Origin of the sequence: Mesorhizobium sp. B2-3-5 (assembly GCF_006442395.1) — a bacterium.
GTDB lineage: Bacteria > Pseudomonadota > Alphaproteobacteria > Rhizobiales > Rhizobiaceae > Mesorhizobium.
Genome location: NZ_VFVX01000036.1, coordinates 38,112 through 53,626 on the forward strand (window position 1 = coordinate 38,112; position 15,515 = coordinate 53,626).

The window sequence follows — 15,515 nt, forward strand, 5'->3', positions numbered from 1 at the left end:
AGCGGGGCTTCGGTTTGATCCCGATAGGTTGCGAGAACTGGCTGGTGGAAAGACATTCGCGCGCGGCGAAGACTATTGCCGTGACGGACGCGTCGAAATTGTTTCTCTCACCGCCAGGCGCGTCGTCGCGCAGGTTGCCGGCACGGAGGACTATCATACGGTCGTCACCGGGCGCGGATCGGCGATCGATGGCGAATGTTCCTGCCCCGCTTTCGAGGATCTGGGTTTTTGCAAGCATATGGTTGCGACGGCGCTCGCCGCGAACGACGGCAGCGCCGGCACTGAAGCCAAAGCGGCCGATGCATCGGCGCGAATACGGAAATATCTGAAAAGCAAGGGTGTCGACCGGTTGGTGGACATGGTCCTCGAACTGGCGGAAGACGATCCGGAGCTGTTGCGCAAGCTGGATATGGACTCGGCTCTCGCGCAGGCCGACGACAAGACGCTGGAAGCGAGTTTGCGGAAAGCGATCGGGGCGGCAACGCGCACCGGGACCTATATCGATTACCGGCAGGCTCCGCGCTGGCAAGCAAGGATAGATGCAACGCTCGATGCGGTTGCCGATCTTGCGTCCGGACCGCGCGCGGAAATCGCACTCAGGCTTGTCGAGCATGCGATGGATCGCATTGAACAGGCTTCCGGGTCGATCGACGATTCCGATGGCATTCTTGGTGCTCTGCATTTCCGTGCCGGCGAGATACACTTGGCCGCAGCGCACATGGTGCGGCCCGATCCAGTTGCGCTCGCACGCGACTTGTTCAAGCGTGAGACGAAAAGCGATTTCGACACGTTTGCCGGCGGATCGATCACCTACGCCGACATACTCGGCGGCACAGGTCTCGCCGAATACAAGCGGCTTGCAATGGTCGCGTGGGAAGACCTTCGATCGATGCCGGACCCAACCCACTTCACCATCGAATTCCAGCTTGATCAGTTGACAGGTATTCTCGATTCCTTTGCCGAGCGAGACGGTGACGTCGAAGCGCGAATTGCCCTGCGTCTCAACGATTTGTCTTCGCCGTGGAGGTACCTGGAACTCGCGAGGCTGTGCCTGTCGCAGGGGCGCGAGACACAGGCCCTGCAATATGCGGAAGAGGGGCTTTGGCTGTTCGAGGATCGCCAGCCTGACGAGGCGCTGTTGTTCTTTGCCGTGAAGCTGTTGGAAAATGCGGGACGCAAGGCGGACGCCGAAGCGCATCTGGAGCGGGCATTCGGCAAGGCGCCGAGCCTCGAGCTCTACAAACAGATTGGAAGCAGTGCCGGTCGCCCGGCGGCGGCGCGTGCACTGGCGTCATTGGAAGCCGGACTGGCCAGCGCCAAGAATCGACGTGACCACGCCGACCTGCTCGTGAACATACTTATCTATGAAAAGAAGTTCGACGCGGCGTGGTCGGCGGCACGCAGGCCAGGCGTTTCGGAATATACTAGGGAAGCGCTCGTGGAGGCCTGCGAAACGAAGTTTCCAAACGAGGCGATCGAATTCTACGCGGCGCAGATCGAACAACTCGCCGTTGCCGGACTATACGCGGAAGCGGTGAAACGGATCGCCCGGATGGCAAAGCTGCGGTCGCCGGCGGAGCAGGCCGATTTTGTCGCGGATGTGAAGTTGCGCCATCGCCGCAAACGCAGTTTCATGAAACTCCTGGGTTGAAATTACCGCCATAGATATGTGGAGGCATCCAATGGATTTCAGAGAACTTAGCTGGTCCGGATCTGAAAAGAAGGTGGCACGAAGGGCTTATGATGCTGCCGTCGAGGTGGCGCTGGCGAGGATAATGGCCGAATTCAAGGACAAGGCCAGCGCCGTGGCGACTCCGGCCGAGATGTGGGAAGTCGAGGACTATTTGCGGGGCAAGCGGCGCGAATTCGACGATATGTTCGACTACCGCTATTCGCAGCTTCTTTTCGTCTTTCCCCACCTCATTCAGGCAGGATATCTGAACGAAAGCGCGCTTGCCGGCCTGGCGCAGGACAAGCTGGAGAGCATTCGCGAGACCCTTGCCTTTTTCGCGAAGCGCTCCGTCCAAGCGTGACAAGACTGCGCCGCGTCGCTTCGCTCCTTGCTTCGCCCTGGGACGACGAAGTGGCCGCTGTCCTCACCCAATCCCGCCGGTAACCGCATAGGCTCCGGCGGTGCGCCCGTCCTGCAGCCGCACCACCGCCGTGACGATTGAGCCGTACGAGCCGCGCCAGACGCTGTGGAAGCGCCGATGTTCGGCGGCCGGAACGAGCGCGCGGCCGGTCAGGCGTGTGCCATCCCGCTGCATGGCGATTTCCTCTCCGTTGACATGCACCTTGACGCCGGCTTTCTCCGCCTCGGCTGCTTCAACGGGCAGGTCCAGCGTGACAACGATTTCGTCCTGATCGCCCAAAGTGCGCGTCTCGGCGGCCAATGCGATGGCGAGGGGAGGCGCTTTGCCGCCGCCGGTTTGGACGGGGCGGCGCGAAAACACATCACCATCCAGTTCCGGCGTGCGCGGCGGGCTTGTGCGGCGCCGGGTCGATCGCTCGTAGTCGCCGGCCATGCGCAGCAGCCTTTCGTCGTCATAGGCCTTGCCGGCGAAGGTGAGGCCGGCCGGCATGCCGATGTCGGCCATGGTCCCCATCGGCACGGTGACGGTCGGAATGCCGAAATGGCGCCAGACCAGATTGCCGTTGGCGACCCAGGTGCCGTTGCGCCAGGCAAGCGCGGCGGAGGCTTCGTTGACGTCGGCGTCGGCCGGCCCGACATCGGCGGCGGCGGGCAGCACCACGGCGTCGATGCCCTGCGCGTCCAGCCAATCCTCGAAGTCGATGCGCCTTGTTGCCTCGAGCCCCTTCAGCCCGTCCTCCATCGTCGGGATATCCCTGAAGGGCGTGACGCCGGATTTCGCCCGCTCGACATATTCCGACAGATCGAAACCACCCTCATAGCGGTCGGGCAGCGTGCCCGGCGGCTGGGGAAAAATCTTCGGCCCGTCGACCGAGGCGAGATCGGGCAAAGCGGGGTCGGCATTGGCGCGCAGGAAGTAGTCCCAGCCCCAGATGCAGAGGTCCCAGATTTCGCGGTCGGCGAAGTCTTGCGGCACCAGCCCACGTTCCACCATGGTGCGCGCGCCGGGGCGGTCACGCTCATAGTTGGAGACGACGGGAAAATCGACTTCCACCACCTCGGCGCCAAGCTGCTTGAGATCGGTCGCCGCCTGCTCCCACAGCGCAAGCACCGAGGCACGGGTTTCGATCGGCCGGTCGGCCTCGCTGTCGCTGCCGATATACATCCTGGGCACGCCGAGCCGCATGCCCTTCAGCGATCCGGTGAGCGTCAGGTCGGTATAGCGTCGCGGCCTTGTCTCCGAACTTTTCGGCAACGCAACCCAGGGCTGCGCGCGCCAGAAATCGCCCCGCGTCATGGGATCGTCGGCAACGATGACGTCGAGCAGTTCCAGCATGTCGGGCACGCTGCGCGTATGCGGCACCACGACATCCATGGTCGGCACCAGCGGCCAGTTGCCGCGCACGGAAATGACGCCGCGCGAGGGCGTGTAGGCGACCAGCGCGTTGTTGGTGGCCGTCGCCCGGCCCGACGACCAGGTCTCCTCGCCGAGCCCAAAGGCGCAGAAGGAGGCAGCCGTCGCCGTACCCGAGCCGTTGGACGAACCCGACGCGAAGGCTGCGGTCAGATAGTCGGCATTGTATGGGCTTTCGGCACGGCCATAGACGCCACGCTGCATGCCGCCATTGGCCATGGGCGGCATGTTGGTGAGGCCGATCAGCACCGCGCCGCCGGCCCTGAGCCTGGCGATGGTGAAGGCGTCTTCATTGGCGACGAGATGATCGAAGGCCGGCGAGCCGGCGGCGACCGTCAGGCCCTTGACCTTGTAGCTGTCCTTGGCGGTGTAGGGGATGCCGTCAAGCGGTCCGAGCGTGGCGCCATCGCGCCGCCGCCGGTCCGAAGCGGCGGCCTCCTCGAACATCGCCGGATTGAGCACCGGAACGGCGTTGAGGCTGATGCCATGGCGATCGAAATGCGCGATGCGGCGCAGATAGGCGGCGACCAGTTCGACGCTGGTGACGGCGCCGTCGTCGAGCGCGGTTCGAAGTTGGTCGATCGTCGCTTCGACAAGGTTTAGGCTGGCATCGGTCATCATTGGTCCCAGGCTGTTTTCCGCACGCCATGGATGGAGGCGGCGGCTCGTTTCGGCAAGAGCCAATCGCGTTTCGTTGCGAGCCACACTCGGGCGCGGAGCGGCTCCAGCGTCACCCTTGGTGCCTGACATGGTCGATGAACGCGCGCAGCTTGGGCAACATTTGCCGCTTTGCCGGGTAGTACAGGAAAACCCCCGACGAGGTCGCGGCGAAGGGCTTCAGCACCTCCTGCAAACGGCCGTCGGCGATTGCCGGCTTGGCGAGCGGCGCGGGCACCTGGGCAAGCCCGGCCCCCTTTAGCGCCGCCCCAAGCAGTGTTGGATAATCATGCGCGATAAGCGGCCCGGAGACGATGACCTCGACCGGTTTGCTGCCGTCGAGAAAGGGCCAGGGCGCGATCGATCCGTTTGAGCGGCGCATGCGCAGGCAGGCATGGCCGCGCAGATCCTCGATCTGTTCGGGCACCTTGCGCTGGCGCAGATAGTCGGGGCTGCCGACGACCGCGAATGGCAGCGGTGGCGTCAAGCGCACGGCGACCATGTCTGCGGCGACAAACTGGCCGGGCCGGATGCCGGCGTCGAAGCCCTCGGCGGCAAGATCGACGAGTTCTCCACCCGCCACGATCTCCAACTCGATTTCCGGATAGGCCTGGCAGAAAGAGGCGATGAGCGGCTCCAGCAGGACCGGCACGATCGATGGCGGCACCGAAAGGCGCAGCAGTCCGGTCGGACGCTGGCCAAGATCACGCGCGACTTCGCTTGCCGCGACCAGTTCCTCGAAGGCTGGCCCCGCGCGCGACAGGAAACGCTCGCCGGCTTCGGTGAGGCCGACGCTGCGCGTGGTGCGGATGAAAAGCGCCGCCCCGATGCGTGCCTCGAGCGTACGGATCGCCTGGCTCATCGCCGACGGGGTCACTTTCAGCTCCGCCGCCGCCTTTCGGAAATTGCGATGGCGGGCGACGCTCAGGAAAGCCTCGACGCCATCAAGCGCGCCCTGCCTTACTGTGAAGTTCTGCTTCATGACACATCGACATTATCGCGGATAGTCGCGGCCCGGAAGCGGTCCTATGTCTCCAGCAAGGACGAAACCAGAGGAAACCGCGATGACAGACAATCTCGACGGCGTGCGCGCCCACTACCACGCCAGCGGCCTGACCGAGCGTCTCAAGACGGCGCTGGCGGCTCTTGGGCCGGAGGACCAGCGGCTCATGCCGGAGCAACTGGCCGGGCTCGACCAGTTCCACACCCGAGGGCTCGCGGCGACCGCCGAGCTTGCCGGCCTGGCCGGGATCGGGCCGGACACAACGGTTCTGGATGCCGGATCGGGACTTGGCGGGCCGGCCCGTTTTCTGGCCGCGACTTATGGCTGCCGGGTGACCGGCGTCGACCTCAGCGAGCCGTTCGTCGAGGCGGCGGACTACCTGTCCGAACGTACCGGACTGAGCGCAAAGGTGACATTCGAGGCAGCCAGCGCGCTGGCGCTTCCCTTCGATGCCGGCCATTTCGATGTCGTGCTGCTGCAGCACGTGGCGATGAATATCGCCGACCGGGACGGGCTCTACAGCGAGATCAGGCGGGTGCTGAAGCCGGGCGGCCGGTTTGCAACCTATGACGTCGTGCTGAATGGCGGCGACCCTCATTACCCCGTTCCCTGGGCGCGCACTCCAGCGGAGAGTTTTCTGCTCACAGCGGCCGAAACGCGGACGCGGATCGAGCGGGCGGACTTTGAGCCGCTGGTTTGGCAGGACGACACCGCAACGGCCAAGGCCTGGTTCGCCCAGCTGCGGGCGTCCGGGCCGCCCGCTTTGCTCAATCTTGGCGTTGTCATGGGGTCGGGTTTCGCGGGCGTTGCCGCCAACCTTGGGCGCAACCTCATGGAAGACCGGCTGGGCATCCTGACGGCGGTCTTCGAAGCCGTTCCGGGCAAGGCCTGACAGGAGGCGTGAGATGTCACCGGCAACGATCTTTGATATCCATCTCGCCTTGGGCTACGTGCCATGGTTGCTGTGCTTCGGCTATTATGTCTGGCCGAGGCTCAGATCGATGGACCCGATCGAGGCGCAGCGCGCCATCGCCACGCTGCACAGTTTCCGTTTCTTCGGGCTGGTCTTCATCCTTCCCGGCATCGTCGGCACCAATCTGCCAGCCGGTTTCGCGGTCTTCGCCGCATACGCCGACTTCGCCACCGGATTGCTGGCGATGCTGGCGCTTCTCACGGTGCGGATGCGTTCAGTCTTCTGGCTGTTCGTCGTCGCCTTCAATCTGGTCGGGGCAGTCGACATCGTCGTCGACTATTACCATGGGGTTCTGCTCGGCCTTCCCGATCTGGCGGGAGAACTGGGCGCGGCTTACGCGATTCCGATCATCTATGTTCCCCTGCTGATGATCACGCATGTCGCCGCCTTCTATTTGTTGACGCGGCGCCGGCCCGAGGCGGTTCAGGGCTCCTACCCGTGATGAAGGACGGGAGAGCGGCGGCCTCGCTTGCCGCTGGCCCTGCTTGCTGCAATTGAAACCGTCGAGCCCGCGACGGCTGGTGTTGCGGTCGCTTTCGCAGCTGAGCGGTTGCCGGGCCGTTCAAGACGAAGATCCACAAGACGACCTGGATCCACAAGACGACTTGCAAGCGTAGGCCAAGGCTCGCAGAAGTTGCATCCAAGGCATATTATTGAAAAAAGTTGTGCCGAGATCCCAGCATGAGAGAGGGGAATCATGCCTGACCAGAATGCCCTTGTCCGCGCGGCCATCGGACGGCTGCTGTCCGAGAAAACCGGAGTTGCGGCTATTTCCATGAAAGAAAGTATCGCGGAGCTGACAGCAACAACCGGCACGGCGCCGACCCTCGAAAGCCTGCAGGACCTTCTGCTCGAAATGGCCGAGGTCCGGGGCATGACGGTCGTGCTCGACGTTTAGAGCAGTTCCAGCAATTGTGGAACGGCTTTCCGTTTACAGCAATTCAAGGCCGGCGGTCGCCCGTTCAACCTGAGGATGTTGCGCATTTCGCGCCGATGTAAGCGTGCCGTCGCCATAGATCATGCGGCCGGCGCGGAAGGTGGCGCGCACACGCGGCACGGGCTGGCGGTCAGCCACGACCAGATCGGCCAGCAGCCCGGGCTCGATGGCGCCACGGTCGGTGAGCCCCAGCGCCGCGGCCGGGTTGGCGCTTGTCAGCGCCGCCGCCGCCACGAGGCCATCGTCGCGCGGTTCCGCCAGGCCGAGAATGGCCGGCAGGATCGAGGCCGGGTGGTAGTCGCTGGCCAGCATGTCAAGCAACCCGGCCTCGTAGGCCTCGCGGGCGGAAAGATTGCCCGAGTAGGATTCGCCGCGCAGCGCGTTTGGGGCGCCCATGGCGGTGTGCATGCCAAGCCTGCGGGCTTCCCGCGCCGCTTCCAGGGTCACCGGGAATTCGCTGAGCGTGGCGCCGAGGCCGTGGACGAGCTCCACCTTTTCCAGCGTGTCGTCATCATGCGAGGCGAGCACGATGCCACGAGCCCGCGCACGGGCTGAAAGGTCCTGCAGGGCGTTCAGCACATCGCCCTGGCCCTTGCGGCCGGCCATGCGCTTGCCGACGACCTCGGATGCCGCGGCAACCGACATGCCGCGCTCCTTGGCGATGCGGGCGATGTAGAGTTCGACGTCGCGGTACTGTCCCTGTCCGGGCGTGTGATCCATCAGCGAGATCAGGTGCAGCCTGCCTGTGTCCATCAGCTTTTGCAGCATGGGAACCGCCGGGGTGAAGGTCACCTCGAAGCGGGCATGGATGCGGTGATCGACCAGCAGGTCGTCCTTCATTGCGGTCATGGTGTCGATGATCGTGCTCGTATGATCTTCCGAACGCAGCACGCCGCTGGTGACGCTGGCACCGATGAAGGAGAGCGCGGCATAGGCGGTGGTGACGCCGCATGAGGCGAGCTTCTTGTCGAGCTCGGCGATGCCGATCCGCATCGGCACGTGGACGCCGATGCGCGGCTCGACTTCCCGCTCCACCATGTCGCCATGCATGTCGATGAAGCCGGGCAGCAACAGGCGGCCGCCACCCGATATGTCGGCCTGCTCAACGGGTTCGTCGCGAATCTCGGCGATCCTGCCGTTCTCGATCCTGATGGCGCCGCAGGCAACGACGCGGTCGCGCAGGACAATTTCGAATTCACTCAGCCACATCTAATGTCTCTCGCTGTCATATCGCTTGCAAAGGAAGCGGTTTCAAAGATGGATTTCGCGGTCGACGAGGCCGGCGACATCGTCGCGGACGATTTATCGCGAACATGCGTGTCTATCGCTAATGATACCTGAAGCTTGGCGTGAACGAGTTGCCGGGTGTCGGGGCTGCCGATTCTGGAGATCTGCTCGGCAAGCCCATCGTCATAGTGGGGCCGGCTATCGATCTTATGACAGTATAGTCATAAGAGGCCAGCATCATGGTGATGCGGCGATCGTGCTGCGGCCTATCCGAAAAAAGCGCCCATCTTGGCGCGCTTGGGACGTATGCGGTGTTCGATTTGGCGCATCGTGGTGCCGGATCCGGTTCTCGGGCCTGACGATTGTCCTGGCGATGCTTTTCCTGCCGCAGGAGCTGATGCGGAGTTTGGGGCAGGGTGGCCGCCTCGGTTTAGGGCGGAGCTCGATCGGCGGGCTGCCGCTGGCGGTGGATGGCGGGAGTAAACCCGCCATCCTTCTCCGATAGGGGAGCCGGACTAATTTCCGAGCGGCTTCGCCGTCTGGGCCGCCTCTTCGATGAGTTCGGCAACCGCACCGGGTTTCGACACGTATATGGCGTGGCTGCCCGGAACCTCGACGACCGTGGAGCCGGCGCGCTTGGACATGGCGCGCTGGGCATCCGGCGGGATCATCTTGTCTTCCGTCGCCACCAGGTACCAGCTCGGCTTCACCTTCCAGGCAGGCGCGCTGACCTTGCCCTCCAGCGCGGCCACGGCCCAGGGAACCTGGGAGTCGGCCATGAAGGAAGCGAGGTCCGGGCGGACATCGGCGGCGAACGACGCGGCGAACTTGCCCCGATCGAGGAACAGGAATCCATCGACCGGCGCCAGGATCGGCGGCACCGGAGCGCCGGGCGGCGGGTTGGCGATCAGGCTCGAGACGGATTCGCCGGCATCCGGCGCAAAGGCGGTGATGTAGACCACGCCCGCCACCTTGGGATCGGTGCCGGCTTCCGAAACGACGACGCCGCCATAGGAATGGCCGACGAGGATGACGTTGCCCGATGCCGCGGCGATCGCGCGCTTGGTGACGGAGACGTCGTCGGCGAGCGATGTGGTCGGGTTCTGGACGATGGTGACCTCATAGCCATCCTTCTTGAGGATGTCATAGACGCCTTCCCAGCCGGACCCATCGACAAATCCGCCATGGACCAGCACGATGGATTTCACTGGGGCGGCGATTGCGCCGGTTGCCGACATGCCCAGTGCAAGCGCGGCAGCCGAGACGAGTGCGGTTAAAGCAGTCGACATTGAAGTTTCTCCTTTGGAACCTGGTTGCGGCGGCAAGTTCATCGCGAACTCTTCACCGGCCCACGGTAGGGCTGCTTTCAGCATCAGCCGATTGAACGATCCTGCGGTGCAGGGGTCCCGGCGGATCCTTGGCCGGCCTTTGGTGCGGCGCTGGAGAAGGTGTCTTGAAACGGCACTCGCGTATTGAAGCGATGCCGAATAATCTGCGAACAATTTCCTAAGGCGCGCCAGCACCCAGAAAATGTCGAAGCAAGCAATCGTTTTTGGCCCGTTTACGCTGGACCCTTACAAGGGGACGTTGCTGCGCGAGGGAGAGCCCGTGGCGCTGGGCCGCCGGGGCATTCTGCTCTTGGACGCACTGCTCAAGCGACAGGGCGAGATCCTGACCAAGACCGAGCTGATGGACGCCGGCTGGCAGGGCAGCGTCGTCGAGGAGAGCAATCTTTCGGTGCAGATCGCGCTGCTGCGCAAGGCGCTTGGACCGATGCCGGACGGCGGGGAATGGATCGCGACGGTGCCCCGCATCGGCTATCGCTTTCTCGGGCCAGGCCTCGATGAAGCCAACAAGACGATCCAGCCGCAGACGAAGCCGTCGCTTGCCGTTCTTCCGCTCACCAGCCTCAGCACCGACATCGAACAGGAATATTTCGCCGACGGGCTCGCCGAGGAGATCATAACGATGTTGTCGAAGCTCTCCGGGCTGGTCGTCATCGCCCGCAGCTCGAGCTTCGCCTACAAGGGAAAATCGGTCGACATCCGCACCGTCGCCAGGGATCTCGGCGTCCGCTATGTCCTGGCGGGAAGCGTGCGCAGGAGCGGCAGCCGCCTGCGGATCGTCGCGCAGCTGAGCGACGGCGAGACGGGCGCGCACATATGGGCCGAAAGCTACGACCGCGAGCTGGCGGACATGTTCGCGGTGCAGGAGGAAGTGGCCCGCAAGATCGTCGGCGAACTCCACATCGCCTTGAACCCGAAGGAAGCGGCCCAATGGCCTGGAATCACCTCGGCCGGAACCACCGACATCGAGGCGTATGACTGCTTCCTGCGAGGCCGCGCGATGCAACGTGGGGCGACGCAGAATGCCGATGTCTTCAGGCGGACGGCGGAGCTGTTTCGCGAGGCGATCGACCATGATCCCGCCTATGCCGCGCCCTACGCCGCGCTCGCGATGGCAATGGCGCATGCCTATTACAATCGCTGGGTGAGCGAACCCGGTTGCGCGCTGGCCGAGGCCGGCAGGCTGGTCGATGAAGCCATCGATCGAGACCCGAACGACCCGTTTCCGCATGGCGTTGCCGCCCTGGTTTCGATGTACCGGAAGGACTTCGAACGCTGGACAGCGGAGGTCGAGATGTCACTGGCGCTCAATCCCAACTTCGCGCCCTCGCTGTCGCTGCGCGGCATGCTCAACATGTATTCGGGAAAGCCCCTGGCGGCGATCGCGGACATGGAGCGGGCAATCCGTCTCGACCCGCTCTATTCGCATCTGTATCTGCACCAACTGGGAGTGGCGCACCTGATCGCCGGCAAATACGAAACCGCGGCCGCCTTGCTGCGCGAGCGCATCCTGCTGGTTCCCAAAACCGACATGAGCCGCGCCTATCTTGCGGCGGTGCTTGGCCTGCTGGACGATGGCGAGGGCGCGCGCCAGGTCTGGAGCGAATTGATGGCGGTCAACCCGGATTATTCGTTTGCGGAAGCCATTGGCCAGATGCCCTTCAGGAACCCGGAGGATGTGGAGAGGATCAAGAGCGGGCTTCAAAGGGCGGGCCTGCCTGTTTGAAAGCTAGGCCAGTCTGAAGGCCAGGCCGGAGTGCTGTCGGCGTGGCTTCGATATACCGCCACAAAGCATTGAAATAAATCGTTCGTTGGCGTTCGGCATCCAAGGAGTATCCCTGCCACGGGCGCTATGTGGAAGCCGCGCCGTGACCGGAAGGCGTCACGGCTTTCCTGCTTCTTGTGCTACCTTTCTTCTGCGCCGATTGGTGTGCGACTGCGCGACGGCTATCTTTAGCTCGGGTGTGATCTCCAACGGCGCATTCTCTGCCCCATGGGGGGTCTGCAGCCCCTGGACGTGGACGGTCGGAAATGGCAGTTCGATACCCTGCTCCTTGAAGGCTTGGCGGATTCGTACATAGAATTTGCGTTTCATACCGAAGGCGCCTCCAGGTCTGGTTTTGACCTTGACCCTCAATACGATGCCATACTCGCCGAACTCCTGTACGCCCTGCATCTTGATCGGTTCGAGCACCCAGTTTTTGAATTCGGGATCTTCCGCCAGTTCGAGGCCGATCCGCTTGATCAGCTTGCGGGCGAAGTCGATATCGGTGTCGTAGCCGACGGTGATGTTGAATTTGTCCGTGACCCAGTCACGGCTCTGGTTCTGGACCGCCCCGAGTTCGCCGAAAGGTATTGTGAACAGCGGGCCACGATGGTGGCGCAGCTTCACCGAGCGCAGTGAAAAGCTCTCCACCGTTCCGACATAACGGCCGGATGTAATATATTCGCCGACGCGAAACGCATCGTCGAGCAGAAAAAACACGCCTGAAATGACATCCTTGACGATGGTTTGAGCCCCAAATCCGACGGCGACACCAACGACGCCGGCGCCAGCGATCAACGGGCCGATCTGGATACCCACCGAGGCGAGTATCATCAGCACCGCCATCACCACGATCAAGGCGAGCAGAATGTTCTGGATGATCGGCAAGAGCGTGCGCAGCCGCGCCTGCTGAGGATCGAGGGGCGGGACCTCCTCGTCGCCGATCACCGCGTGCGGCGTTTCGATGCCCAGCTTTCGTTCGATCAGGGCTTTGATGATTGACCAGCCGAAATCGGCGGCAAGCGCAATGACCATGACATTGATCAAGCCGCGCAATATGAGCGTGGTCGTCGGATCGCTGCCTTCCATGGACTGCATGTCCAGGCCCCAGACACGCGCCAGAAAATAGGCCGCGGCCAGGATCAAGATCATCCGGAGTCCACGATCGATGGCAGCGATCGTCACCGCCGGGATCGTCGGCCGGCCAGCATCTTCCGAACCCGGCCGCAGGACGAAATTGACCCCGCGCTGCGTCAGCACGATTGCCAAGGGCAGGAAGAACGCGGCGAAGGTAAACCAGAAGAGTGTACTGAGGCCGGCGATGCGCTGCAGGAACAGAACGACGAAATAGCAAGTCAATAACCACGTCGCTGCCGTGTGACCGCTTTGGTGTGCAGCCTCCCGCTGTGTCCTTGGCCGACGCCAAACGGCAAGCAGCAAGAGCAGCAGCAGCACGAAATCGGCGCCCGTCGACAGCACTAGCATTCCGTCCCGATCGATGCCGAGACCCGGCAAGAGGAGAAACGCGGCGGCGAAGAAGGCGAAGACGCCGACGATCCGGGATAGCCAATAGGTCCAATGGTCGGCCGTTTCGTTGGTGATCGGCAAGGCACGAACCTCGACGGCGTTCTCGACGTTCATGAAGGAAGGGACGAGCAGGGCTGTGACGTACATGCGCACACCCCATGTAACGACCGCAGCCATCAGAAATGTCAGGACAATTTCGCGGATAAGCATCGGCCAGTCGAACAACATGAACGCGCCGGCGCTGCCCAGGGCGAACGAGACGATCAGCATGCTGGAATAAAGCGTGCGGCCGCCAATCTTCTTGGCTCGCCCAGCGGGGGTGTCCTTCGGCTGCGCGATGATCCAAAGACGAAATGGACGGGTGAGCCTGTACGTTGCCCAGGTGAGCGCCAGCCCGGCAGCGATGAACATCGCAATCAGCAAGAGTACGCCGGCAGATCCCTTGCTGGACATATCGTCCATGGTCGCTGCCCGAACGCGAGCGAACTGGCCTGGCAGCGAGGGCAAGGTTCGCCCGATTCTTTCGATATGATGCCTGATCCGATCGAGCATCGAGGATGCCATCGTATTCATTTGGCCTGGTGCGGCCACCGCATCCGACGATACGCCGGCCGGCGAAGCTCCTGCCTCGGCAGGCGCTTGCGTCGCCCCGGCGTCCTGATTTCGTTGTGCGGCCACCCAGGCCTTCACCGACGGGTCGTCGAGAAGCTCGAACAGCTGTTTGACCTTTTCAGTCGGGACACTCGCCGGCGCCTGCGCCTGCGTCGGACCAGCCAACAAGAGGGCGATCCCAAAAACGAGCGGCCTGGCAATCAGGGCAAACATCGCCGTCAGAACTCCGAGACGCCGTGCCGGGCGCGCCAGGTTCCTGGCGCCCAGTCGTCGAATCGTGAGTGGCATGGTGCTGTAGCCTTCCGGTCAAATCGACGAGCAACGACTTTTATGTCCGTCGTCGCTCCTACCTTGAAGAAACCGATGTTGTGGTGCAAGCCTCATCGTTCCGAGCCAGACCGTTGCATGACGGTCGATAATGCGGACGGACGGCGAACGCACCACCGGGTGGTCTGTGTCGGTCAAGGATGGTCGCAGTCGAAAGCAACCCGTTGCACGTCCGCTATTGCTCTCTGATTTGCCATCAGACGCCGCGGAAGCTGATCTAAGCCAACCTCACCCCAGCAGATTGCGCGCCGTGCGCATGAAAATCCTTGACCCGATCGGGATCAGGTCATCGGGAAAATCATAGTCCGGATTGTGCAGGGCAGGGTGCTTCTCGCCGGCGCCGAGGAAGAACATGGCCGAAGGGGCGCCGTGGCCGAACAGGCCGAAATCTTCCGAGGCGCGCATCGGCAGGGCTTCCTGCCCGTGCACGACGCCTTCTTCGTCGAGGGCGCGCCGCAGGTGCTCCACCGCGTCCGGCGCGTTGACGCTGGCGACGAAGATCTCGTGATAGTCCCAGCAGGCGGAGAGGCCGTGGCGGGCGGCGATCTCCTTGACCAGCGCCTCGGCGGCGGCGCACAGATCCGCCATGCGCTCGTCGCGCCGCGTGCGCAGCGTCGCCCAGACTTCCGCATGGGCAGGCGCGATGCCGAACACGGCTTCGCCCATCTCGGCATGGGTGACGGTGACCATGGAGAAATCGTCATCGGCGAAGGTCGCGCGGCCGAGTGCGGGCAAAGCCGGCATCAGCTCCGAGATCGCCGGCATCGGCGAGATGCCGGTTTCGGGCATGGAGGAATGCGCGGTCTTGCCCTCCAGCACGATGCGCATGCCGCGCGAGGCGCAGTTGACCACGCCGGGTTTCAGCCGCACCTCGCCGAACGGCACGCCGGGCAGATTGTGCAGCGAAAAGGCGAAATCCGGCGCGATCTCGCCGAAGCGCGGATCGGCGACGACGCCGGCCGCGCCATTGCCGGTCTCCTCCGCCGGCTGGAACATCAGCACGACGCGGCCGCTTGCCGGCCGCTGGCGGCCGAGCTGGCGGCCAAGCGACGCCAGGATCGCGGTGTGTCCGTCATGGCCGCACATATGCGACTTGCCGGGCACCTGCGAGGCATGCGGCACGCCGGAAAGCTCCGCGATCGGCAGTGCGTCGAGTTCGGAACGGAACAGCACCGTAGGCCCGGTCTTGCCGCTGTCGTAGATGGCGGCCACGCCATGCCCGCCGAGGCCGGTCAGCACCTTGTCCGGCGCGGTATCGGCAAGGAAGGCGACGACCTCCTTGGCCGTGTTCTCTTCCTCGTTCGAGATTTCCGGCTGCCGGTGCAGCTTGCGCCGCCATTCGGTTAGCTCGACGATGTCCCGGTTGGTGAGGGTCATGCTTCTTGGCCTCCGCTGCGTTCTTCGTGACATGCCGGTCACAAGGCGAGGACAATCGCATAGGGCGCTCCCCCTCTCCGTCCGCTGCGCGGCCACCTCTCCCCACTTTGTTGGGGGCGAGGAACCAAGCCTCCCAAAGCCGCGACTTCGGAGATTGGCGTTTCCTCGCCCCCATGTAATGGGGGAGAGGTGGCCGCGCAGCGGACGGAGAGGGGCCGGCGCTGCCGTATGCGATTGCACTGCCCTTTGGCCGGAGAG

General features: G+C 63.6%; 12 protein-coding genes. 6 read left to right on the forward strand and 6 right to left on the reverse strand.

All coding sequences use genetic code 11. The features are described 5' to 3' along the window. Positions 1–358 precede the first annotated feature (358 nt). Together FJ958_RS32575 and FJ958_RS27065 are read left to right on the forward strand one after the other, a co-directional pair. On the forward strand, positions 359–1,651 hold the full coding sequence (locus tag FJ958_RS32575) for a DUF6880 family protein (RefSeq protein WP_348642225.1): 1,293 nt from the start codon (positions 359–361) through the stop codon (positions 1,649–1,651). 31 nt (positions 1,652–1,682) lie between these two features. Further along, on the forward strand, positions 1,683–2,033 hold the full coding sequence (locus FJ958_RS27065; RefSeq protein WP_140747730.1) for a hypothetical protein: 351 nt from the start codon (positions 1,683–1,685) through the stop codon (positions 2,031–2,033). A gap of 63 nt (positions 2,034–2,096) precedes the next feature. On the opposite strand, the gene FJ958_RS27070 is transcribed toward FJ958_RS27065, so the two are convergent. Further along, on the reverse strand, positions 2,097–4,124 hold the full coding sequence (locus FJ958_RS27070; RefSeq protein ID WP_140747733.1) for an amidase: 2,028 nt from the start codon (positions 4,122–4,124) through the stop codon (positions 2,097–2,099). Positions 4,125–4,236: 112 nt separating this feature from the next. After that, complete coding sequence (locus FJ958_RS27075) at positions 4,237–5,145, reverse strand: LysR substrate-binding domain-containing protein (protein WP_140747735.1); 909 nt, start codon at positions 5,143–5,145, stop codon at positions 4,237–4,239. Between the two features lie 82 nt (positions 5,146–5,227). Here FJ958_RS27075 and FJ958_RS27080 point away from each other — a divergent pair, with 82 nt between their 5' ends. The 3 genes from FJ958_RS27080 (at position 5,228) to FJ958_RS27090 (ending at position 7,037) form a co-directional block, all read left to right on the forward strand. Then, a complete protein-coding gene (locus FJ958_RS27080) occupies positions 5,228–6,058 on the forward strand; it encodes a class I SAM-dependent methyltransferase (protein WP_140747737.1) in 831 nt (276 codons plus the stop codon). 13 nt (positions 6,059–6,071) lie between these two features. Further along, entirely contained in the window at positions 6,072–6,581 is a 510-nt protein-coding gene (locus tag FJ958_RS27085) for a hypothetical protein (RefSeq protein ID WP_140747740.1), read from the forward strand. Between the two features lie 255 nt (positions 6,582–6,836). Next, a complete protein-coding gene (locus FJ958_RS27090; protein WP_140747743.1) occupies positions 6,837–7,037 on the forward strand; it encodes a hypothetical protein in 201 nt (66 codons plus the stop codon). A gap of 33 nt (positions 7,038–7,070) precedes the next feature. On the opposite strand, the gene FJ958_RS27095 is transcribed toward FJ958_RS27090, so the two are convergent. Further along, positions 7,071–8,285, reverse strand: coding sequence for an alpha-D-ribose 1-methylphosphonate 5-triphosphate diphosphatase (locus tag FJ958_RS27095; RefSeq protein ID WP_140747747.1), 1,215 nt, complete (start codon positions 8,283–8,285; stop codon positions 7,071–7,073). A gap of 533 nt (positions 8,286–8,818) precedes the next feature. Then, on the reverse strand, positions 8,819–9,541 hold the full coding sequence (locus tag FJ958_RS27100; RefSeq protein ID WP_140747762.1) for an alpha/beta hydrolase: 723 nt from the start codon (positions 9,539–9,541) through the stop codon (positions 8,819–8,821). 292 nt (positions 9,542–9,833) lie between these two features. Between FJ958_RS27100 and FJ958_RS27105 the strand changes: the two genes are divergently transcribed. Beyond that, a complete protein-coding gene (locus FJ958_RS27105; RefSeq protein ID WP_140747750.1) occupies positions 9,834–11,375 on the forward strand; it encodes a winged helix-turn-helix domain-containing tetratricopeptide repeat protein in 1,542 nt (513 codons plus the stop codon). A 156-nt stretch (positions 11,376–11,531) separates the two neighbouring features. Here FJ958_RS27105 and FJ958_RS27110 read toward each other — a convergent pair whose 3' ends face one another. Both FJ958_RS27110 and FJ958_RS27115 read right to left on the reverse strand, forming a co-directional pair. Continuing rightward, on the reverse strand, positions 11,532–13,841 hold the full coding sequence (locus FJ958_RS27110; RefSeq protein ID WP_246679781.1) for a mechanosensitive ion channel family protein: 2,310 nt from the start codon (positions 13,839–13,841) through the stop codon (positions 11,532–11,534). 267 nt (positions 13,842–14,108) lie between these two features. Beyond that, positions 14,109–15,257, reverse strand: a complete 1,149-nt coding sequence (locus tag FJ958_RS27115) for an amidohydrolase (RefSeq protein ID WP_140747753.1) — start codon at positions 15,255–15,257, stop codon at positions 14,109–14,111. Between the last annotated feature and the right edge of the window lie 258 nt (positions 15,258–15,515).

What these genes read in the sequence shown, in the direction of transcription:
- FJ958_RS32575 (WP_348642225.1), top strand. Translation starts at nt 359, where the DNA reads ATGGTCCTCGAACTGGCGGAAGACGATCCGGAGCTGTTGCGCAAGCTG.
- FJ958_RS27065 (WP_140747730.1), top strand. Translation starts at nt 1,683, where the DNA reads ATGGATTTCAGAGAACTTAGCTGGTCCGGATCTGAAAAGAAGGTGGCA.
- FJ958_RS27070 (WP_140747733.1), bottom strand. Translation starts at nt 4,124, where the DNA reads ATGACCGATGCCAGCCTAAACCTTGTCGAAGCGACGATCGACCAACTT.
- FJ958_RS27075 (WP_140747735.1), bottom strand. Translation starts at nt 5,145, where the DNA reads ATGAAGCAGAACTTCACAGTAAGGCAGGGCGCGCTTGATGGCGTCGAG.
- FJ958_RS27080 (WP_140747737.1), top strand. Translation starts at nt 5,228, where the DNA reads ATGACAGACAATCTCGACGGCGTGCGCGCCCACTACCACGCCAGCGGC.
- FJ958_RS27085 (WP_140747740.1), top strand. Translation starts at nt 6,072, where the DNA reads ATGTCACCGGCAACGATCTTTGATATCCATCTCGCCTTGGGCTACGTG.
- FJ958_RS27090 (WP_140747743.1), top strand. Translation starts at nt 6,837, where the DNA reads ATGCCTGACCAGAATGCCCTTGTCCGCGCGGCCATCGGACGGCTGCTG.
- FJ958_RS27095 (WP_140747747.1), bottom strand. Translation starts at nt 8,285, where the DNA reads ATGTGGCTGAGTGAATTCGAAATTGTCCTGCGCGACCGCGTCGTTGCC.
- FJ958_RS27100 (WP_140747762.1), bottom strand. Translation starts at nt 9,541, where the DNA reads ATGTCGGCAACCGGCGCAATCGCCGCCCCAGTGAAATCCATCGTGCTG.
- FJ958_RS27105 (WP_140747750.1), top strand. Translation starts at nt 9,834, where the DNA reads ATGTCGAAGCAAGCAATCGTTTTTGGCCCGTTTACGCTGGACCCTTAC.
- FJ958_RS27110 (WP_246679781.1), bottom strand. Translation starts at nt 13,841, where the DNA reads ATGCCACTCACGATTCGACGACTGGGCGCCAGGAACCTGGCGCGCCCG.
- FJ958_RS27115 (WP_140747753.1), bottom strand. Translation starts at nt 15,257, where the DNA reads ATGACCCTCACCAACCGGGACATCGTCGAGCTAACCGAATGGCGGCGC.